Origin of the sequence: Citrobacter sp. RHB35-C17 (genome assembly GCF_013816795.1) — a bacterium.
Classification (GTDB): Bacteria; Pseudomonadota; Gammaproteobacteria; order Enterobacterales; family Enterobacteriaceae; genus Citrobacter_A; species Citrobacter_A amalonaticus.
Window position 1 is genome coordinate 3,144,104 of the sequence record NZ_CP057150.1, and the last position, 20,036, is coordinate 3,164,139.

The 20,036-nt window shown below is 51.2% G+C and carries 19 protein-coding genes and 1 pseudogene; 5 read left to right on the plus strand and 15 right to left on the minus strand.

Features of this window, described 5'->3' with window-relative positions:
• Positions 1-29 precede the first annotated feature (29 nt).
• The 8 genes from cvpA to pdxB form a co-directional block, all read right to left on the minus strand.
• Positions 30-518, minus strand: a complete 489-nt coding sequence (cvpA, locus tag HVZ37_RS14945; RefSeq protein WP_046483084.1) for a colicin V production protein — start codon at positions 516-518, stop codon at positions 30-32.
• 247 nt (positions 519-765) lie between these two features.
• Positions 766-1,449, minus strand: a complete 684-nt coding sequence (gene dedD / locus HVZ37_RS14950; RefSeq protein WP_090049625.1) for a cell division protein DedD — start codon at positions 1,447-1,449, stop codon at positions 766-768.
• The gene (gene folC / locus HVZ37_RS14955) at positions 1,439-2,707 is read right to left on the minus strand and encodes a bifunctional tetrahydrofolate synthase/dihydrofolate synthase (RefSeq protein WP_181627655.1); all 1,269 of its coding nucleotides are present in this window, start codon (positions 2,705-2,707) and stop codon (positions 1,439-1,441) included. The genes dedD and folC overlap by 11 nt, the downstream gene beginning before the upstream one ends.
• A gap of 69 nt (positions 2,708-2,776) precedes the next feature.
• On the minus strand, positions 2,777-3,691 hold the full coding sequence (gene accD, locus HVZ37_RS14960; RefSeq protein WP_042999995.1) for an acetyl-CoA carboxylase, carboxyltransferase subunit beta: 915 nt from the start codon (positions 3,689-3,691) through the stop codon (positions 2,777-2,779).
• 153 nt (positions 3,692-3,844) lie between these two features.
• Positions 3,845-4,504, minus strand: coding sequence for a DedA family protein (locus HVZ37_RS14965; RefSeq protein ID WP_042999994.1), 660 nt, complete (start codon positions 4,502-4,504; stop codon positions 3,845-3,847).
• Between the two features lie 24 nt (positions 4,505-4,528).
• Positions 4,529-5,341, minus strand: coding sequence for a tRNA pseudouridine(38-40) synthase TruA (truA, locus tag HVZ37_RS14970; RefSeq protein ID WP_042999993.1), 813 nt, complete (start codon positions 5,339-5,341; stop codon positions 4,529-4,531).
• Positions 5,341-6,354 carry an aspartate-semialdehyde dehydrogenase gene (locus HVZ37_RS14975; RefSeq protein WP_042999992.1) on the minus strand — a complete coding sequence of 338 codons (1,014 nt, stop codon included), beginning with the start codon at positions 6,352-6,354 and terminating at the stop codon, positions 5,341-5,343. Before HVZ37_RS14975 ends, truA begins: the two co-directional genes overlap by 1 nt.
• A 66-nt stretch (positions 6,355-6,420) precedes the next feature.
• Positions 6,421-7,557, minus strand: coding sequence for a 4-phosphoerythronate dehydrogenase PdxB (pdxB, locus tag HVZ37_RS14980; protein WP_044258488.1), 1,137 nt, complete (start codon positions 7,555-7,557; stop codon positions 6,421-6,423).
• 103 nt (positions 7,558-7,660) lie between these two features.
• Here pdxB and flk point away from each other — a divergent pair, with 103 nt between their 5' ends.
• Positions 7,661-8,662, plus strand: coding sequence for a flagella biosynthesis regulator Flk (gene flk, locus HVZ37_RS14985; RefSeq protein WP_043001872.1), 1,002 nt, complete (start codon positions 7,661-7,663; stop codon positions 8,660-8,662).
• Here flk and HVZ37_RS14990 read toward each other — a convergent pair.
• Both HVZ37_RS14990 and HVZ37_RS14995 read right to left on the minus strand, forming a co-directional pair.
• Positions 8,659-9,836, minus strand: a pseudogene (locus tag HVZ37_RS14990) (MFS transporter). The gene flk and the pseudogene HVZ37_RS14990 sit on opposite strands and share 4 nt — an antisense overlap.
• A gap of 176 nt (positions 9,837-10,012) precedes the next feature.
• Positions 10,013-10,387, minus strand: coding sequence for a DNA-binding protein (locus HVZ37_RS14995; protein WP_044258484.1), 375 nt, complete (start codon positions 10,385-10,387; stop codon positions 10,013-10,015).
• A gap of 170 nt (positions 10,388-10,557) precedes the next feature.
• On the opposite strand from HVZ37_RS14995, the gene HVZ37_RS15000 reads away from it, so the two are divergent.
• The 3 genes from HVZ37_RS15000 to HVZ37_RS15010 all read left to right on the plus strand — a co-directional run bounded on the left by HVZ37_RS15000 (position 10,558) and on the right by HVZ37_RS15010 (position 11,867).
• Positions 10,558-10,809 carry a helix-turn-helix domain-containing protein gene (locus HVZ37_RS15000; RefSeq protein WP_044266272.1) on the plus strand — a complete coding sequence of 84 codons (252 nt, stop codon included), beginning with the start codon at positions 10,558-10,560 and terminating at the stop codon, positions 10,807-10,809.
• A 159-nt stretch (positions 10,810-10,968) separates the two neighbouring features.
• Entirely contained in the window at positions 10,969-11,334 is a 366-nt protein-coding gene (locus tag HVZ37_RS15005) for a hypothetical protein (RefSeq protein ID WP_044258479.1), read from the plus strand.
• A 2-nt stretch (positions 11,335-11,336) separates the two neighbouring features.
• Positions 11,337-11,867 carry a YbjP/YqhG family protein gene (locus tag HVZ37_RS15010; RefSeq protein ID WP_181627656.1) on the plus strand — a complete coding sequence of 177 codons (531 nt, stop codon included), beginning with the start codon at positions 11,337-11,339 and terminating at the stop codon, positions 11,865-11,867.
• 40 nt (positions 11,868-11,907) lie between these two features.
• Here HVZ37_RS15010 and fabB read toward each other — a convergent pair whose 3' ends face one another.
• Positions 11,908-13,125: a beta-ketoacyl-ACP synthase I gene (fabB, locus tag HVZ37_RS15015; protein ID WP_044258478.1), complete on the minus strand. Its 1,218-nt coding sequence runs from the start codon at positions 13,123-13,125 to the stop codon at positions 11,908-11,910.
• Between the two features lie 158 nt (positions 13,126-13,283).
• Between fabB and mnmC the strand changes: the two genes are divergently transcribed.
• A complete protein-coding gene (gene mnmC / locus HVZ37_RS15020; protein WP_181627657.1) occupies positions 13,284-15,284 on the plus strand; it encodes a bifunctional tRNA (5-methylaminomethyl-2-thiouridine)(34)-methyltransferase MnmD/FAD-dependent 5-carboxymethylaminomethyl-2-thiouridine(34) oxidoreductase MnmC in 2,001 nt (666 codons plus the stop codon).
• A gap of 156 nt (positions 15,285-15,440) precedes the next feature.
• Here mnmC and HVZ37_RS15025 read toward each other — a convergent pair whose 3' ends face one another.
• From HVZ37_RS15025 to HVZ37_RS15040, 4 genes are all read right to left on the minus strand, one after another.
• Positions 15,441-17,879, minus strand: a complete 2,439-nt coding sequence (locus HVZ37_RS15025; RefSeq protein ID WP_181627658.1) for a sulfatase-like hydrolase/transferase — start codon at positions 17,877-17,879, stop codon at positions 15,441-15,443.
• A gap of 225 nt (positions 17,880-18,104) precedes the next feature.
• Entirely contained in the window at positions 18,105-18,464 is a 360-nt protein-coding gene (locus HVZ37_RS15030; RefSeq protein ID WP_042999985.1) for a hypothetical protein, read from the minus strand.
• 40 nt (positions 18,465-18,504) lie between these two features.
• A complete protein-coding gene (locus HVZ37_RS15035) occupies positions 18,505-19,032 on the minus strand; it encodes an ATP/GTP-binding protein (protein WP_042999984.1) in 528 nt (175 codons plus the stop codon).
• Between the two features lie 341 nt (positions 19,033-19,373).
• Positions 19,374-20,030 (minus strand): lytic transglycosylase domain-containing protein, encoded by a 657-nt coding sequence (locus HVZ37_RS15040; protein ID WP_090049611.1) that lies wholly within the window; start codon positions 20,028-20,030, stop codon positions 19,374-19,376.
• Positions 20,031-20,036: the final 6 nt, after the last annotated feature.

Sequence of the window (20,036 nt, forward strand, 5' to 3'; positions counted from 1 at the left end):
TTTTTCCTCGTTAAGCTACAACCCAACGCTTATGCTCTGGGCAAGAAACTTGACGAGCTTTGCAGATAGTCAAAGAACCATCTGATGATGAAACTGAACTCCGGGATCAGCTGTGACTTACTCCAGTCCTCACCTTTCGACAGGCCGGTAAAGGTGTCGAGAAAGAACAGAATAGCAGCCACAATCAACACGCCGCGCAGAGCCCCGAAACAGACCCCCAGAACCCGGTCGGTACCTGACAGACCGGTTTTCTCAACCAGTTGCCCTACCACGTAGTTCACAATGGCGCCGACGATCAGCGTCGCGATAAACAGCACCGCGATGGCAATCCCGTTTCGAACCAGTTCGTCTTCAAAGCCCGAAAACCAGACAGACAGGTAAGTGTAGTAATGGCTGGCGACAAAGAAAGCACAACCCCATGTCACCAACGATAACGCTTCACGAACAAAGCCACGGATCAGGCTAACCAGACAGGAAAAACCAATCACCGCGATAATGGCGTAATCAATCCAGACCATATGTGTCCCACGATTTTACGCCCTGTCGTCCTGTTCGGGGCGCATTCTAACAGAAAAAGAAAACGTTTGCGTAGGGATTTCCTTCCCGCGCGTAAATAAAAATGGCGCTGAAAAAAACTTCAACGCCATACCGTTTTATGCCTCTTCGGGCACTGCCGGATGGCGGTGTAAACGCCTTATCCGGCCGACATACAACAAGGAGGGAAGCCTGATAAGACGCCGAGCGCTGTCATCAGGCAACCCTCACTTAGTTCGGGCTGTACCCCATCACCACTCCGCTTAATCCGGAGATTTGCTGTAGTTCACCGAGCGAGCCTTTCAGCTTGTCGCGTGATGCATCCGGCCCCACGAGAATACGGGTTATTTTACCCTGTACTGGCGTTGACGGAGAAGTATATACCCGGAAACCTGCGGCACGAAGTTTACCCACGATCTCATTGACCTTATCGGCATTTTTCAGCGCCCCTAACTGCACAACGTAGGCTTTACCCGTTGGCGCCGATTTCTCTTCTGTCGCCGGTTTTGGCGCAGGAGCGGGAACCGGAGCAGGCGTTGCCTCTACAGGCGGCTTCGGTTGCGGCTTCGGCTTTTCAACCGGTTTTGGTTTGGGCTGCTCTACCGGCGCTGGCGTCGAATCAAGCTCAGGATTATTCGCTGATGCATAGCGTGACGGATCCAACGACGGTGCCGCCGCATCGCCTGCCCGTACCTCTTCCGCCGCCCCTTCTGGCGGCTGAGTCGGCAATGCCTGCGTTGCCGCTGGCATCATATCCGGCTCATCGCGATCTCCCGGTTTCGGGACCAGCGGGATCGCCGCGAATTCATCCTGATAATGTTTTTTCTGCCCGTCGAGCAGCCCGGGCAACACAATGACGCCCAGCGCGACCAGCACGATCGTGCCGACTAAACGATTCTGAAACTTACTCGCCACCGATTCTCCCCGCGTCCATCACTTCCATGACATGTGCAACCGTGTGAAATGAACCGCACACCAGTACGGTATCTTCTGGTCTCGCGTCTGCCAGCGCCGCATGCCATGCCAGCGCGACACTGTCATAGACACTGCCTTTACCGAGATGTTCCTGCAGTTGTTCTGCCGTTGCGCCCCGGGGGCCTTCCAGCGGAGCACAATACCAGTCGTCGACCACGCTTTTCAACCAGGCCAACGTTCCCGCAATATCCTTATCCTGTAGCATACCGATAACGGCAAGAACGCGCCCCTTTTTCGGCAACATTTTCAGCCGTCCGGTGAGATATTCCGCCGCATGAGGATTATGCGCGACATCAAGAATGACGCGCGGCGACTCGCTCACAATCTGGAAACGTCCTGGTAGAATCGCCCGGGCAATCCCGTCGCGAATCGCCTGCTCACTGACGTTCAGGCCGCTGGCGCGCAGTGCCGCCAGCGCAGTCGCCGCATTAGGTTGAGGCACCTGTGGCAGCGGTAAATTCACCAGGCTACCGTGGCGATCGCTAAAGGACCAGCCCGTCTCCGTTACCGTAAACTGCCAGTCCTCGCCACGACGCTGTAACCGCGCGCCTTTCTCCAGTGCGACATCGGCGATGGTATAAGGCATTTCGGGTTCGCCGACAATCGCCGGTTTTCCCGCACGGAAAATACCGGCCTTTTCACGGCCAATGCTTTCACGATCCGGCCCCAGCCAGTCGGTATGATCCAGCGCGATGCTGGTGACTACGCCAACATCGGCATCGACGATATTTGTCGCGTCGAGTCGTCCACCCAGCCCAACTTCCAGGATCACCACATCCAGTTGTGCCTGCTTAAACAGCCACAATGCAGACAAAGTGCCGTATTCGAAATAGGTCAGCGAGATGTCCCCACGCGCCGCTTCGATCTCGGCAAAGGATTCGGTGTGAGCCGATTCGGGCAGTTCATTGCCACGTACACGCACACGTTCGGTATAACGCACCAGATGCGGCGAACTGTATACCCCGACGTTATATCCCGCCGCCGTCAATACCGACTCCAGCGTCCGGCAGGTCGTGCCTTTGCCATTAGTGCCAGCCACGGTGAAGACAAACGGCGCAGGCTTCAGTACGCCCAGTCGCGCAGCCACCTGGCTTACGCGCTCAAGGCCCAGATCGATCGTTTTCGCGTGGAGGTTTTCCAGATAAGAAAGCCACGAGGCCAGGGGCGACGTGGCTTTAGGAATACGTTTGTTATTCATGATGCCCGTGAAATCGTTACGTTGAGAAAAGCAAAAGGGCAGCGCCTGTGGCCCTGCCCTTTTCAGTTATCAGGCCTCGGGTTCCTGATCCGGCACCGGCGGCACCACCACACCTTCACGCGGGGTATCCGGATTTGGCGCCGGCAGATTCATCAGCTTCGCCAGAATGCTCGCCAGTTTCAGGCGCATCTCCGGACGGCGGATGATCATATCGATAGCGCCTTTTTCGATCAGAAACTCACTGCGCTGGAATCCCGGCGGCAGTTTCTCACGTACGGTTTGCTCGATAACGCGCGGACCCGCGAAGCCGATCAGCGCTTTCGGTTCAGCAATGTTGAGATCGCCGAGCATCGCGAAGCTTGCAGAGACGCCGCCCATTGTTGGGTCAGTCAGCACGGAGATGTACGGCAGACCGCGCTCCTGCATTTTTGCCAGCGCCGCAGAGGTTTTCGCCATCTGCATCAGCGACATCAGCGCTTCCTGCATACGCGCACCGCCGGAGGCGGAGAAGCATACCAGCGGGCAGTTATCTTCCAGCGCCTGTTCAACGGCACGGACAAAACGTGCGCCGACCACAGAACCCATCGAGCCGCCCATGAAAGCAAACTCAAATGCCGCTGCCACAACCGGCATGCCGTGAAGCGTACCCTTCATCACGACCAGCGCATCTTTCTCGCCGGTTTCCTTTTGCGCGGACGCCAGACGGTCTTTGTATTTCTTGGAGTCACGGAACTTCAGCACGTCTTTCGGCTCGAGTTCGCTACCCAGCTCCACCAGCGTTCCTTCATCTAACAGGCTATGCAGGCGGTTACGCGCCGACATACGCATGTGATGGTCACACTTCGGACAGACCTCAAGATTACGTTCCAGCTCAGCACGGTATAAAACCTGACCGCAGCTATCACACTTAGTCCACACCCCTTCAGGAATGCTTGCCTTGCGGGTGGGAGTAATGTTGCTTTTAATTCGTTCAATCCAGCTCATTTATGACCTTTCTGCCTGAACCTGGTGTGTTCCAGTTTTGCCGTGGGGGCGCATAATGCCATTTTTGCCCCCAACAGACCATGAATGTTGCACATTAAAACATAACAGCCCGAAACTTTGGACAAAAAAGTGGTCGAACCGCTGAGTTAGTTTCTATTTTGTTACACGTGACGCTGCGCGTTTATGGCGAACAATTTCCACCACGCCCGGCAGGATCGATACCACAATAATCCCGACGATCAGCAACTTAAGGTTGTTCTGAATCATCGGAATAGTGCCGAAGAAGTAACCGGCATAGGTAAAGAGCAGAACCCACAACAGCGCCCCTATCACGTTATACGCCGCAAAATGACGATACGACATATGTCCCATTCCCGCCACAAACGGTGCAAATGTTCTGACAATCGGCACAAAGCGGGCGAGAATGATGGTTTTTCCACCGTGTTTTTCGTAAAACTGGTGTGTTTTGTCCAGATAGCTACGGCGGAAAATCTTCGAGTCCGGGTTACTGAATAACTTCTCGCCGAACAGGCGACCAATAGTGTAGTTCACCGCATCCCCGACAATCGCGGCAATCAGCATCAACACCACCATCAGGTGCACATTGAGATCGTTGGTGCCCAGCGACGCCAGCGCCCCCGCCACAAACAGCAGGGAGTCCCCCGGCAGGAACGGCGTGACCACCAGTCCGGTTTCACAGAACAAAATCAGGAACAAAATTGCGTAAACCCAGACGCCGTACTCTGCGACCAGTTCCGCCAGGTGCACATCAATATGCAGGATAAAATCGATGAGAAAGTAAATCAGGTCCATAGTTGTGCCTTTATACGACTCGAATTAGTCCGCCAGAAAGAGCGGGCCCATGGGCGGTTTAGGAAGATCAAACCGGTCAGGGTAGTCCACCGCAACCAGATACAGTCCTTCGGCCTTCGCCGTTGCCGCTGCAAGCGTTCTGTCCTTTGCCGCTAACAACTCTGCTATCCAGCTCTCCGGCTGGTTGTGGGCGCCTACTTCCATCAGGCTGCCAACAATGTTCCTGACCATATGATGTACAAAAGCATTCGCTTTGATATCGACCACCACATACGCCCCATGGCGCGACACATTAATATGCATCACGTTGCGCCACGGCGTGCGCGACTGGCACTGGACGGCGCGAAACGACGTAAAGTCATTTTCGCCAATCAGACACTGCGCCGCACGATGCATGCGTTCGGCGTCCAGCGGCTCGTAATAATGCGTCACCCCTTTGCCTAACACCGCCGGACGTAACCGGTGATTGTAGATGATGTAACGATATCGGCGAGCCGTGGCGCTGAATCGCGCGTGAAAATCTTCCGGTACAGCTTTCACCCATCGCACCGCAATGTCACCAGGCAAATTCGCATTTACACCCAATGTCCAGGCCGCATCTTTACGCAGCGCGGTGGTTTCAAAATGCACAACCTGTCCGGTGCCGTGCACACCGGCATCGGTGCGCCCGGCGCAAAAGACGTTAATCGGCTCATTGGCGACCAGTGAAAGCGCCTTTTCCAGCTTTTCCTGCACACTGCGGACTTCATTCTGACGCTGCCAGCCATAATATTTGCTGCCGTCATACTCGATGCCCAGCGCAATTTTATACACCGGCGGTTGTAGCTGGTCAGACATCAGTACAGGTACTCCTGCACCAGTTTTTCCGCAATTTTCACCGCCATCAGCGCGCCGCCAAAGCGGACGTTATCCGCCACGGACCAGAACTGAACCTGTTCCGGCATGCCGTAATCGTTACGCACGCAGCCCACAGACAGATGCGCGCTGCCTGAAGCGTCGCCCACCTGGGTCGGAAATTCACTCTCTTCTGACAGTACAATGTCTTCGCCGCGGGAAAAGGCATCACGAGCCTCTTCGGCAGCCAGTGGACGCAGCGCTTCAAATGCCACCATCTGCGCGTGACCGTAAAACACCGGTGACTGTACGCAGTTTGCCGAGATCAACAACCCATCATCCTGCATGATTTTGCGTACTTCATCGACGATCCGCCGCTCTTCACGCACGCTGCCTTCGCGATCCGGCAACAACGGCAACATGTTGAACGCCAGTTGGCGACCAAAGAAATCATCTTCATCGATGGGGATCCCGTTCAGCAGTTTCGCGCTTTGTCCGGCCAGCGCATCGACCGCTTTTTTACCCTGCGCAGATGCCGAAAGCAGACTGGTTACGGTGATGCGAGAAAGCCCACCCTGATCGATAAGCGGTTTCAGCGCGGCCAGCAGTTGGCTGGTCAGGCTGTTCGGCACGGCGATCACATTGCGATTGCGATAGTCCGCCAGCACGAACGGGTTCACTTCCGGCACCACCAGCGGAACGTCGGGTTCAAGCGCGAACAGACCGCTGGAATCAATGACCAGACAGCCCGCGTTTGTCGCCTCTTCAACCCAGGCCGCCGTGGCCTCAACGCCAGCAACGAAAAAGGCCAGTTGCGCCTGCGTCCAGTCAAATTCGGCCGCATCCTGCACAATCACTGACTTACCACCAAAGCGCAGATGTTCGCCTGCGCTTTCATTACGTGCCAGCGCAAAAATTTCCCCTACCGGGAACTGACGTTCAGCCAGGGTTTCAAGCAACGCTTCGCCAACGGCGCCCGTCGCGCCGAGGACGGCAATATTCCAGCCTTCAGACATGGTGGTTTACTCCAGAAAAGCATAAGCCTCCCTGCCGATTATTCGTCAGGGGGCATTAAGAAGACATTAACGTGTCGGGTGATGAACTGCGTTAAAACCCAGTTTACACAGTAACGCCGCCGCATCTGCGTCGTCGCACATCACATACAGTGAGGACCATTCACGACGCTCGAGGTAATTTTTGCGCAGTTTATCAAATTCACCCGGTATTCCGGCAACGTTGCGCAGCGGCGCATCGTCGCGGCGCACATCATACACCAAATGCACCAGTCTTTTCAGCGTCGGCTGATCCAACGGACCATGCAGCGTAATACGGCCAAATTCCGGGGCCGGCAACAAGGTATCCAGCGCGACACGCTGCTCATGACCGATAAATGCGCTATATGCTTCAAAGACCTGCGTGGTGCCGCGCGCTTTGCCTTCCAGCGTGTAGCCCGCAATGTGCGCGGTGCCGATATCGATCGTGTTCAACAGGTCGACATTCAGATCCGGCTCGCCTTCCCAGACATCCAGAACCACACTCAGATCCTGTCCGGCGTTAAGACGCGCCAGCAACGCGGCGTTATCCACCACGGCGCCACGACAGGCATTAATCAGAATAGAGCCCGGTTTCAGACGAGAAATCAGCGCATCATCGGCCAGATGCAGCGTTTTGTAAGGCCCTTCTTTAAACAGCGGCGTGTGGAATGTCAGGACATCCGCTTCCTGAACCAGTTCATCAAGCGAGCGAAAGTCGCCCTCGTCCCCGCGATCCGCACGGGGTGGATCGCATAACAGCGTGCGGATCCCCAGCGCTTCCAGTCGCGCCTGCAGGCGTCCACCGACGTTACCTACACCGACAATCCCGACTGTACGATCGCGCAGCGCGAATCCGTCACGTTCTGCCAGCATCAGTAGCGCGGAGAACACATATTCCACCACCGCAATGGCGTTACAGCCTGGTGCCGCTGAAAATCCGATGCCCGCCAGCCTGAGCCAGTCCTCATCCACATGGTCGGTACCCGCAGTTGCGGTACCCACAAACTTGATGGCTTTCCCTTCCAGCAGCGACGCGTTCACTTTGGTGACCGAACGCACCATTAACGCATCGGCATCATCCAGCTCAGCGACAGGGATGGGACGTCCGGGAACCGCTTTGACCTCACCCAGACGACTAAACAATTCGCGGGCATAAGGCATATTTTCATCAACGAGAATTTTCACGTCTGTCGTACCTGTTTGAGAACGAGAGTTAACCGGGCAAGTGTGCCATAATCTGGCCGCCAGGCATACTTTGCTAAGATTGATGGTTTAAGGATAAGTGATGATGCAACCCATTTCCGGTACTCCCGCACGCCCTCCCGGTGAAGGGCAACCTGCGGTTTCCACGGCGGGCGAACAACCGCTCTCCACGCAACAGCGGACCGTACTGGAACGCCTGATAACGCGCCTGATTTCACTGACGCAACAGCAAAGTGCGGAAGTGTGGGCAGGTATGAAGCACGATCTCGGCGTAAAAAGCGATACTCCACTGCTGTCGCGCCATTTCCCTGCGGCGGAACAAAATCTCAACCAGCGCCTCGGTGTGGCCCAACAAAATCATGCCAACCGCCAGGTGCTTTCACAGTTGACAGAATTACTGACTCAGGGAAATAACCGCCAGGCGGTCAGCGATTTTATTCGTCAGCAGTACGGACAAACGGCGCTCAGCCAACTCAAACCGGAACAGCTTAAGAACGTGCTAACGCTTTTACAGCAGGGACAGTTGTCGATCCCGCAGCCGCAGCAGCGCCCGGCGACCGATCGCCCGCTACTGCCAGCCGAACACAATACGTTAAATCAACTGGTTACCAAACTGGCCGCCGCAACGGGGGAATCCAGCAAGCTGATCTGGCAATCAATGCTGGAACTTTCTGGCGTGAAAAGCGGTGAGCTGATCCCGGCAAAACAGTTCACCCATCTGGCGACCTGGCTGCAGGCGCGTCAAACCCTGAGTCTGCAACACGCCCCTACCCTGCAATCGCTACAGGCGGCGCTCAAGCAACCGCTGGAAGCCGATGAACTGCTCAACCTGAAAGATTACGCCCAGCAGACCTGGCAAATTCAACCGCAGACGGTGCTGACCACCGCGCAAGTGCAGGATCTCCTGAATCAGATCTTCCTGCGCCGCGTCGAGCGCGATCGGGAATTAAACGATCCCCGCCACATTCAACCGATTTATAGTCCGTTTACACCGGTTATCGATACGCTGCGCTCGTTCACCGCGCGTCCAGGACTGCTGTTTATCGCCCTGCTGGTCGCGTTATTGATTTTCTGGCTGGTCATCTAGCGCCGGCGAAACGACAGTAGCGTCACCACAATCCCCAGCACCGCTGAAATCGCACCGGCAAGAAACACGGATGGATAGCCACAGGACGTGGCAAGCAACCCCGCCAGCGGACCAGTGACCGCGTAAGAGATATCCTGAAATGCGGCATACCCCCCCAGCGCGGTCCCGCGGACCTGTGACGGTACGCGTTTCACCACTTCAACGCCGAGCGCCGGGAAGATCAGCGAACAGCCGGCTCCGGTTAATGCCGCACCGAGCAGCGCAAACCAGGCCGTCGGCGCCAGCCAGAGCAAGACCAGCCCAACGGTCTCGATCAGCAGAGAAGCGATAGCCACCCTGACCCCGCCAAAGCGGTCCGGCATCCAGCCAAACAGCACGCGCATGATCACAAAGGCTCCGCCAAACGCAGTCAGCGTAAAGCCCGCCATCGCCCAACCGTGGCTGGAAAATAGAGAGAGATAAAGGTGCCAATCACGGCAAATCCCACGCCTTGCAGCGCGAGGCCCAGACCCGGTTTCCAGATAAGCCCTACTACGCTCCACAGTGAGGGACGCTCACCCGCATGTGCCGGTACTTTACGCACCGTTCCGTTAAATGCCCATGCCAGCAGCGGTAACACCATTGTCGTGCCCGCAAGACCCGCAAACCCAAAATGGCTGTGGATCAGCAGACCCAGCGGCGCCCCTGCCGCCAGCGCACCGTAAATTGCCATCCCGTTCCACGACATCACTTTACCGGAACGTGCCGGCCCCACCAGACCCAGTCCCCAGGTCAGGGTTCCGGTCAGTAACTGGCTTTCCCCAAAGCCGAGGATCAGCCGTCCGACGATTAATAACGCGAATTTGATCGGTACAGAAACGGGTAAGAGTGCTGCCAGTAGCCACGCGCCGCCCGCCAGCGCGCAGGCAAACATGCCCTGCAGCGCAGAACGCTTAGCGCCGTACTGATCGGCAAGTCGCCCGGCATAGCCGCGCGTTAAGACGGTTGCGAGAAACTGAATCCCCACGGCGATACCGACCATCGTATTGCCATAGCCCAGTTCATGATGAACAAAAAGTGGAATGACGGGTAGCGGCAGGCCGACCGTCATGTAGGTCAAAAAGACCGCAAACGCGATACGAAAAAGCGATGTGTTCGCTGCAGATGTTTTTTCTTTATGGGTTACTGCTGTCATGCGTTACTCCAGAATGCAGAGTAAGGCGAGGAAACGCCACGCCCCCTCCACCTGACCGTCAGGATTAAGGTGCGTTGGATAACGTCAAACGCTTACGCATTATCCGGAAGATAATGATGGGCCTGAAGTCTGCCTGCGAGTGACTAATGTTGTCAACCGCAAACCGTACCGTGTGCTCAGTACGGGGGATTATTGTCGAAAAGCGAAGGAAGGACCGCTCCAATCCCTTTCGTGCCAAACAGATAAGTCACCTGCTGCTGCTGTTCAGGCGTCAGGAGTCTGAACATCATATCCCAAATCTCTTTCGGTTCCGCTTCCCAGGCCGAGGCATCATTTCGCGCAGATTCCGGGTCGCTGTCTGCAACATAAGGACGAACATACACGGGGAGAATCGAAATATGGTATTCCCATGCCTTCGATTTTCTGCGTTTGCGCTTAACGCCTTCTTTACCCGTACTCAGGATGTTGAGTCGACTACGAACAGCGGGAACGCTACCGGGAAAACCCGGCAGACCAATACATTCCTGTACCGTGAGCCATTCTTTAGACATCGTTTCGTTCCTTTCCCCAATGAAATAATAATAAATTTTCTTTTTTGCGCGAAATTTCAGGGTTATTGTGGGAAAATAATCCGACAAAAGAAAAACACCTTCTTTTGTCACAGTCATTTAAAACCGTAAAAAATATCGGCGCCGATAACACATCTTCGTAGGATTACAGAATGAGAGAAAAAAGCCAAGACTGGCATCGTGCAGATATTAAAAGCGCACTCGAAAAAAAGGGAATAACACTCAGGGAACTTTCACGCGCAGCAGGTTTATCACCAGACTCGCTGCGTAACGTCTTTACTCGTAGCTGGCCTCGCGCCGAACAAATTATCGCTAACGCGCTGGAAACCACGCCAGAAAAAATTTGGCCAACCCGTTATATCAACCTGCCGACAGAATCTGCTGCCGAGTGCCTTAAAAAATAATATGAGCGTATATTTCAGATATATTTAATCACCCGCGAGAATGACTAATAAATAAAAAAAACCTTACGGATAAAAATAGCATTAAAAGTTACACCTGACCGAATAGATATTGTTAATGCTTCTCGTAATTTATTACGCGTATCACTAACAGAGGTTATTATGAGTTGGGATAAAACAGCCGCCGTGAGTTATGCAAAATCTCATGCAGGCGCGCATTCACAAAGCCGCTGCGCAGAATTTACCCGTAAAGCGATCCTGGCGGGAGGCGTCTTACTTGGCAACACTAACCACGCCAAGGATTATGGCCCAATGCTAAAAAACGCCGGTTTTGTCCCGATTGGTGCCTATGAGTCTCCTCAGGCGGGTGATGTCATCGTGATTCAACCCTATTCCGGTGGAAACCCCAGCGGTCATATGGCGATTTACGACGGTTCAGAGTGGTACTCAGATTTCAGACAACGCGACATGTGGGCAGGCCCTGGTTACCGGGCGGCAAAACCGGCCTATATCATCTACAGGAAATAGCGATGAGAGCCTTCTCTTTTTTAGCACTTGTCCTGCTGCTTTGCAGTTGTTCCACGCCCCGGCACGACAGCACAGAAGACGTTAAACAATTCTATCTCGCGTGGATGGCGGCATTTATCGATGCACCAGATAAGCCTCAAGATACCCGCGGGGTAATGCAACGTTATGTTACTAAAGAGGTTATCGATCGCCTGACGTTGATCGATAGCTATTATGAGCAAGACATCGTCGACTCAGACTACTTTATGTATGTGCAGGATTATGCCCCTGAGTGGATCCCACTGTTACAGGTTGGACAAGCACGTCCCTTCCTCGGCGGCGAAAAAGTGGATGTCAAACTGGGTGGACCCGCCAACATAGCGCCCGTTCAACTGGAGGTCTATACGCGTTGGGAAGAAAAACACTGGAAAATCTATCGTGTCAGGGATGTCGGAAACCAGTTTGAACATCCCATTTACAGCGCCGGTGCCATTGCCCGTGCCAGGGCGTGGTCAGCAGAAATTGCGCCGGAATACGAACCGCTTAAAAAGTAAAAAGGGAGCCTTATGGCTCCCTTTTCCGTCAATAATTGTCTTACGCTTTCAGCTTACGCATCACCAGCGTGGCGTTAGTACCGCCGAAACCGAAGCTGTTAGACATAACGGTGTTTAGTTCGCAATCGACAGTTTCGGTCACGATGTTCAGGCCTGCAGCCTGCTCGTCCATCTCTTCGATATTGATGCTCGGTGCAATAAAGCCATGCTCCAGCATCAACAGAGAGTAAATTGCTTCCTGTACGCCCGCGGCGCCAAGAGAGTGACCTGTCATCGCTTTGGTTGCAGAGATCGCAGGACTCTTATCGCCAAACACTTCGCGAATCGCGCCCAGCTCTTTCACGTCGCCCACCGGCGTTGAAGTACCGTGGGAGTTCAGATAGTCGATCGGCGTATCTACACCGTGCATCGCCATCTGCATGCAGCGCACTGCGCCTTCGCCGGACGGAGCCACCATATCCGCGCCATCAGAGGTCGCGCCGTAGCCCACGATTTCCGCGTAGATATGCGCGCCACGCGCCAGGGCGTGTTCCAGTTCTTCAACCACCACCATACCGCCGCCACCCGCGATAACAAAACCATCACGGTGCGCGTCATAGGTACGGGAAGCTTTAGCAGGCTGATCGTTATATTTGGTGGACAGTGCTCCCATCGCGTCGAACTCACAGGCCATTTCCCAGCCCAGCTCTTCGCCGCCGCCCGCAAATACGATGTCCTGTTTACCCAGTTGAATTTGTTCAACCGCATTGCCGATGCAGTGAGAAGACGTCGCGCAGGCCGAGCTAATCGAATAGTTTACGCCGTGGATTTTAAACGGTGTAGCGAGGCAGGCCGAAACGGCAGAGCCCATCGCTTTGGTGACCACATACGGGCCAACTGCTTTCAGACCACGCGGGCTGCGCATGGCGTCAGCACCGAAAACCTGCGCTTTAGACGATCCACCGGAACCTGCAATCAGGCCAACGCGCGGGTTATTCTGATAAACCTCTTCGCTCAGACCAGCGTCTGCGATAGCTTCACGCATGGAGAGATAGGCATAAATAGAGGCATCGTTCATGAAACGCACCACTTTACGGTCGATCAAACCAGTGGTGTCCAGTTTGACGTTACCCCATACGTGGCTGCGCATTCCCGCATCTTTAAACTCTTCAGAAAAAGTGATCCCTGAACGTCCTTCACGCAGAGATGCCAGGACTTCCTGCTGGTTATTACCGATGCTGGAAACAATGCCCAAGCCAGTAATCACTGCACGTTTCATTCAATACCTCTGTCAGTCGCACTATAGTAAGTTTCGATTGGCACAATAGCGTACACTTGTACGCCGAACAAGTCCGATCAGCCAATTTATACTGAAATTTGCGCCGCCTGGCACACATCGCTAATATCGTGACACTGCCTGTCAGACGAGTAACTTACGTGAAACAATACGCTATACAACCCGCCAACCTCGAATTCAACGCTGAGGGTACACCTGTTTCCCGAGATTTTGACGACGTCTACTTTTCCAACGACAACGGTCTGGAAGAGACGCGCTATGTCTTCCTCGGAGGCAACCGGATCGCTGAACGCTTTGTGGAACATCCTCGCCCGTTGTTTGTGGTGGCTGAGAGCGGCTTCGGCACGGGTCTGAACTTTCTCACGCTCTGGCAGGCGTTCGCCGCATTTCGCGCCACTCAGCCCGATGCTACGCTACAAAGATTACATTTCATCAGTTTTGAAAAATTTCCGTTGAGTCGTGACGATCTCACAGCGGCGCATCAGCACTGGCCGGAGTTGGCCGAATTTGCCGGGCAACTTCAGGCCCAGTGGCCGTTGCCGCTGGCGGGTTGCCACCGCCTGCTGCTGGAAGAAGGACGCGTCACGCTCGACCTCTGGTTTGGCGATATTAATGAACTCACCGATCAACTCGACGACAGCCTGAATCAAAAAGTTGACGCCTGGTTTCTCGACGGCTTCGCCCCGGCCAAAAATCCGGACATGTGGACGCAAAATCTGTTTAACGCCATGGCGCGTCTGGCTCGTCCTGGCGGTACGCTGGCAACCTTTACATCTGCGGGATTTGTTCGTCGTGGTTTGCAGGATGCCGGCTTTACTATGCAGAAATGCAAAGGTTTTGGCCGCAAGCGCGAAATGCTGCGCGGAACCATGGAACAGACGCTGAAAATCCCGTCCTCAACGCCGTGGTTTGCTCGTCAGGGAAGCGAAAAACGTGACGTCGCAATCATTGGCGGCGGGATCGCCAGTGCACTGCTTTCGCTTTCGTTGTTACGCCGGGGCTGGCAAGTGACACTCTATTGTGCCGATGACGCCCCCGCCCTGGGCGCATCCGGCAACCGTCAGGGAGCACTTTATCCCCTGCTCAGCAAGCACGACTCGGCGCTCACCCTTTTCTTCCCGGCGGCATTTACCTTTGCCCGTCGCTTGTATGACGCCCTGCCCGTAGAATTTGATCATGACTGGTGTGGCGTCACGCAGTTTGGCTATGACGACAAGAGCCAGCACAAGATCCAACAAATGCTGTCGCTGGCATTGCCGTCTGCGCTGGCAAGTGCGGTGGATATTACCCAGGCACAAAAACTTACCGGGGTAGACACTGGGTGCGGTGGCATAACCTATCCGCAAGGCGGTTGGCTGTGCCCGGCGCAACTGACCGCTGCCGTGCTGAAACTCGCGGAAAAGCAGGGGCTACGCTGCCATTACCAACACTCTCTGGCAGCTCTTCACCGTTCAGCTTCCGGCTGGGATCTGCACTTTACGCACGGCAGTCACGCAGAACATGCCGCGGTAGTGCTGGCCAATGGTCATCAGATTAACCATTTTGCCCAAACGCAGCCGTTACCCGTCTACGCTGTCGCCGGCCAGGTCAGTCATATTCCGACGACGCCAGCGCTTTCCGGGATCCGTCAGGTGCTGTGCTATGACGGTTATCTGACGCCGCAAAATCCGACGAATCAACAACACTGTATCGGCGCCAGCTACCATCGCGGCAGCGAAGAGACGCAGTATCGGGAAGACGATCAGCAGCAAAATAGGCAGCGCCTGATTGACTGCTTCCCGGCAGTAGACTGGGCCAAAGAAGTCGATGTGAGCGGCAAAGATGCTCGCTGCGGCGTGCGTTGTGCCACCCGCGATCATTTACCGATGGTAGGAAGCGTTCCGGACTACGCGTCGACGCTTTCATGCTATGCAACACTCAATGAACAGACTAAAGATGCCGTTTTAGCCCCATATTATCCGGACCTGTATATGATTGGTGCCCTGGGTGCTCGCGGACTTTGTTCTGGGCCACTTGCAGCTGAAATTCTGGCTTCCCAAATGAGCAGTGAACCTCTTCCCCTCGACAAATTGACACTGGCTGCACTGAACCCGAATCGACTGTGGATCCGTAAACTCCTGAAAGGTCGGCCTGTTGAGTAGCCCATCAAATCAGTTCCGGCATGATGAGCTAAACCCAACGAGAACAGACCATATCGCGTAGAAGGTATCAATACGCCTCGTCTTAAAGCAGTCAACGCAGGCGTATCATGTAGCTTTACGCGGTAAACGGCTCAAGCATTACGCTGACTCGTGCGGTTATTCATCATCATTAAACTTGACCTGTATGGCTATAGACTGATCAGGACGACCAGCGTTCTCAGTAAGAGGCCTCAGATTATCATCAAGAATAGCGATATAAGGCTTCTCCGCAGTCAATGCAGCGAACTGAGGCAAATCGAGATCAATGCGGTTAGCAACCCCTTTTGAACACTCCGGATCAACATTACCCATAATGGCATAAAACAGATTCGTTTTTCCTTTTGCAGGCGAGGCATCTTTAATCATCCGGGAAAGGGAGATTCCCCCCTGTTTTTTATCGCAAACCGCCAGTTTTCCAATGACTTCCGGGTAGATGGTAACCCCCACCGAAGGGAGATTTGTATACGTAAAACGGGTCAAAAACAAACCATCGCCTTCCAGAAAGCGGTTAGCAAGTATTGAAGGCTGAATAAGTGAATGATGTCCGGCAGACATGATATTAACAGGCGGAAAACTATGTGTTTTTTCAGATTTTAACAGCGTCTCTGTCCAGACCATTAGATTTTTATCCTTCAGCGCATTACGTAAATCATTCGCTCGTGAGGAAGAATAAGCATTATCTTCATTCAGATTGACCTTAACTGCCATGGGTGTTTTAGAAATAAGACCTGATGTCGAATGAACGGAAGCCAGAGAACCATTGTAATAGCAATACTGATTGCCAAAACTACGCAACTCAGGATTCAGTGTTGATAACTCACGACAAGTATCTATCCACAAAAACATTTGATTGTTGCTAATAAGATTCACAAGGAAAAAAGCGGGAAGATAGCTGTTATTCCCGACAGAGATGATATTATCGCTGCTAAAGACAACATCTTCTATTTTACCGGTTTTCGTGTAACGGATAAGAGAAGGGATCTTAAATGACTTATCGCCTACCTTAACTTGCTTTTTGTGGGAATCAATTTCAACGCTGCCATTAATATCAGGGTAACCCCAGAATGCCATATCAATAGTCGTTCGCCAGGAAAGCAGTTTTCTGTCCAGGAACATTTGCCCCGAGAAATCTTCCGCGAGCGTCGCCATATTGCCATTTAAATCACGGCCAAGCCCTACAGGGTGAGAACCATAGTTCAGATAATTGAGAATGGTCGGAGAAACATCAAGAGTTGTACCATGACGAGGATTTTGAGTTGGTTTGATACCCGCGCCAGTGATCATCAATAAATTATGGCGCTCCTTCTTCTTCAACGTCTCTAGTGTCTTTACCATTACTGGAGCGAGATGATCTGAACCAAAAACCAGTAACGTATCATCCAGAAGACCTTTCTTCTTCAAGGACTGATACACTTTACCAATAAGGAAATCGGTACAATGCGCCGCATTCAGCAGATGATCATGACCATCACCATACTTCATAGTCGCGCATTCGTGTGCCAGATACCCTTCCGGCTGATGGGTTCCGATATTGATTGAAAAGAGTCCCCAGGGCGCCTGGGCCTGTCGCAAAGAAGCAACGCGCGTCAGTAATTGTTCGTAAAGGGTATCATCATACAGCCCCCAGTTGTTTATGTAATCTTTGGCTACATGTTGATCAATAAACTCTTTCCTACCTTTCACATCAGAAAAACCATGATCCTTATAAAACTGCCCTTTTCCTGCGAATTCAGTTTCGGCTCCGCCCATAAACTCCAGGTGATAGCCTTTCGATTTTAAAATATCCCCTAAACATACGGCATTGGGCATAAAATTATTCATCTGGAAATTATCATTGGTGAACACAGATAATAACGGCAAACCACATTGACTGGAAACCATTCCGGCCATTGTCCAACTGCTACCAATAGTTTGACCAATGTTAGTGAATGTAACGCTATCCTTTTCAATTTTATGCAACTCAGGAAGTAATCCAGGGAAAAGACTTTCATCCATATAATTCCCTTCCAGACTCTCCAGATAAAAATAAATGATATTCTTAGGCTTTTGAGTCGATGATATGACTTGCGGCTTTATAAAATAATCAGAAAAATCACCTGATGATTGCGATGTCAACGAATACGAAATTAAATTTGAGGTCGCAGGAGTACAAAAGAATGCGCATAACACCATTATCATGCCTTCAACCACCGGCACAATTTTGAATTTGGTATTTTTGCTTTTTAAAAAAGACCTAAAATAGATAATAATAAGAACTGCAAAAAAAGCTTGCGACAATAAGAAGTAAAATATTAAAAAGTAAAAATCACTAAAATCTCCCCCTTCGACGCCGAATCGAAGATGGTAGAAAACAGAATCATCAAAACCTATACCCGTAAACCAGTTAGCGACTAAATAGCACCCTGTCAATAAACTAAAAATTATTGTAATAAGGATAAAACAGGTAGCAATGATCGAGCCGGCGATACCTCGACTGTGGCTTTTAAAGAAAAAAAAGAAAGCAGACAAATAAAGCAATGCTGCTAAAAAAGACCAACTCTCATTCCCCATTCCCATAATAAACCGCATCCTTTTAAATCTCATGCATTAGAAATGCTGACGTCATAGAAAATTATTTATCAACTGTTTCCCATAAGTATATTATTCATAATGAATGTTTTTATAAACATAAAACAATAAAATACCCTACAAGCAAAATGCCGGTAGGGTATTAATGAATTTGTTGAGCCTACAGTCATTGACATAGTATGACAATGACAAAACTCTTTACTCAATCAATAATCATACAACTAACTGGGACTCAACTTCTTTTACATGGTGACGAGCCAAGGCTAAGTTAGCTTTCGCCTTATCAAGAACAAAATAGATAAAAAGCCCTGGATTCTTATCAATAGGGCAAATAATATGATACTGTTTACCTAATGTAATCAGAATATCATCAATTTTATCGTTGAGCTTAAGGGTTTCCATCGTTTTCATTTTTGCACGCACTACTTCGGTGTTACCTGCAGAAGCCAGTTCCAGGTTAATGCCTGAGCCAGCCTGACCTAGCATCATACCGCTATTAGAGTCAACAACAGAAGCGACGATCGCACCAGAAACCTGCATCAGCGAATTTAATGATTCAGAAATATTACTCATGATAAGTCCTTTATAAAAAAATAGATTAATTCCAATAAAACTACTCGATCAACAACGCCAATAACTTCAGTACATCCTCCTTATTCCTGATATCAACAGCAATAACAGGAACATTTGAATCATTAATTAAATCTAATATTTCAATGACTCTATCGGAATAAGACTCACTATACTTACTAATTCCTACAATACATTTACTGGTCAACAACACATCACGAAACCTATTGATGAAAAAATTAATTTCATCTGTAAATGTCTTGCTGGTAATATCAAAAAGTATTACAGTGCCTCTTGATCCTTTACTCATAAACTCCCAGAGAAACTCGAACCTCATCTGACCAGGGACACCATAGAGTCTCACACGGGTATCATTGTTAAAGCTAAACTCACCATAATCAATGCCAACAGTGACTGTCTTCTTTGGAACCAGCTGACTATTCAAAGACTCTGTATCTAATGAGGAACGCATAACCTCCGTGCTCACAACAGATATTTCACTAACTGCATTTATGGCTGTCGTTTTACCAGCCCCTGTTGGACCCACGAACACTATTTTTAATTCATTCATATATAAAAACACCAGATAGCAAATTAGTGTGTTTTTGCAACATTCAGAGGCTCACCGTATGAAATACATTATAAGCATAAAAAAGGAAATAACCAGAAAAAATTGCCAGCATTATAATACACCATCGACACATGAATATAAACCGCCCTTCCAAAAGGTCATGTGCATAATATTCATCAGAGTAAAAAAACATGGCAAACAATAGAACTAAGATATGCTTATAATAATATAGTTCCATTTAAACGATGAGTAGATTGAATAGGTAAGATACAATTCAGGCAAGAGTTACTGATTTTCCCAAAAAAGAATTAAAAATTGTTCTGAAATCCATGCTTTACCCATTAATCACCTCTTAGCTGTTTAATTCCCTGAGCTGCATCATGATGAGAATTAAGGCTTCGCATACGTCGTGAATCAACAGTATTCTTATTCGACTCACCTCGTGTTCCTTTGTGTTGGCTCGAAGCAGTATGGCTATCCTTACCTCCGTGCCCTAACACAGGTATAGGCAGCACGTTATTGATTACCTGATTATCCATCTTCACATTTGCAATCCGTTGCACATAGCTGGAACTTCCTCCAGCATCGGCAATGAAACCCCGACTAAAGTTACCACTGTAGTAACAAGAGAACGCTTTCAGCCGGGCGGTTTCCGCATCAGATACTTTTAACGCGCGATCGTAACATTCCTGATAAATAGAAGCCGCAGCGCGGAGATTTGAACACGGTTCAAATACAGTTTCATAATCAAGGGCATATCTGGACAAATTATACCGATTTATCTGCGCTAGCCCCATTGAAAAATTCCAACCAGCGTTAGCAAGATAGCGTGCAGTAACAATAGCCTCTTCCTTATTTACAGGCTGACGAGCCAGTCTTCCCCCCACCACGCCTATGGCATAAGGGTTAAAAGAAGACTCAACGCTGATAATTCGATGTATAGCCTCAGTGTACACTTCCGCACCGCATTGTGCCGTAATAGCGGGCAAGTCAAACATTCTCAA

What these genes read in the sequence shown, in the direction of transcription:
- HVZ37_RS14995 (WP_044258484.1), bottom strand. Translation starts at nt 10,387, where the DNA reads ATGTCTAAAGAATGGCTCACGGTACAGGAATGTATTGGTCTGCCGGGT.
- HVZ37_RS15025 (WP_181627658.1), bottom strand. Translation starts at nt 17,879, where the DNA reads ATGGGAATGGGGAATGAGAGTTGGTCTTTTTTAGCAGCATTGCTTTAT.
- HVZ37_RS15040 (WP_090049611.1), bottom strand. Translation starts at nt 20,030, where the DNA reads ATGTTTGACTTGCCCGCTATTACGGCACAATGCGGTGCGGAAGTGTAC.
- HVZ37_RS15005 (WP_044258479.1), top strand. Translation starts at nt 10,969, where the DNA reads ATGAGTTGGGATAAAACAGCCGCCGTGAGTTATGCAAAATCTCATGCA.
- HVZ37_RS14965 (WP_042999994.1), bottom strand. Translation starts at nt 4,504, where the DNA reads ATGGACCTGATTTACTTTCTCATCGATTTTATCCTGCATATTGATGTG.
- folC (WP_181627655.1), bottom strand. Translation starts at nt 2,707, where the DNA reads ATGAATAACAAACGTATTCCTAAAGCCACGTCGCCCCTGGCCTCGTGG.
- HVZ37_RS15000 (WP_044266272.1), top strand. Translation starts at nt 10,558, where the DNA reads ATGAGAGAAAAAAGCCAAGACTGGCATCGTGCAGATATTAAAAGCGCA.
- cvpA (WP_046483084.1), bottom strand. Translation starts at nt 518, where the DNA reads ATGGTCTGGATTGATTACGCCATTATCGCGGTGATTGGTTTTTCCTGT.
- truA (WP_042999993.1), bottom strand. Translation starts at nt 5,341, where the DNA reads ATGTCTGACCAGCTACAACCGCCGGTGTATAAAATTGCGCTGGGCATC.
- fabB (WP_044258478.1), bottom strand. Translation starts at nt 13,125, where the DNA reads ATGAAACGTGCAGTGATTACTGGCTTGGGCATTGTTTCCAGCATCGGT.
- flk (WP_043001872.1), top strand. Translation starts at nt 7,661, where the DNA reads ATGCAACCCATTTCCGGTACTCCCGCACGCCCTCCCGGTGAAGGGCAA.
- HVZ37_RS15030 (WP_042999985.1), bottom strand. Translation starts at nt 18,464, where the DNA reads ATGAGTAATATTTCTGAATCATTAAATTCGCTGATGCAGGTTTCTGGT.
- HVZ37_RS15035 (WP_042999984.1), bottom strand. Translation starts at nt 19,032, where the DNA reads ATGAATGAATTAAAAATAGTGTTCGTGGGTCCAACAGGGGCTGGTAAA.
- accD (WP_042999995.1), bottom strand. Translation starts at nt 3,691, where the DNA reads ATGAGCTGGATTGAACGAATTAAAAGCAACATTACTCCCACCCGCAAG.
- HVZ37_RS15010 (WP_181627656.1), top strand. Translation starts at nt 11,337, where the DNA reads ATGAGAGCCTTCTCTTTTTTAGCACTTGTCCTGCTGCTTTGCAGTTGT.
- HVZ37_RS14975 (WP_042999992.1), bottom strand. Translation starts at nt 6,354, where the DNA reads ATGTCTGAAGGCTGGAATATTGCCGTCCTCGGCGCGACGGGCGCCGTT.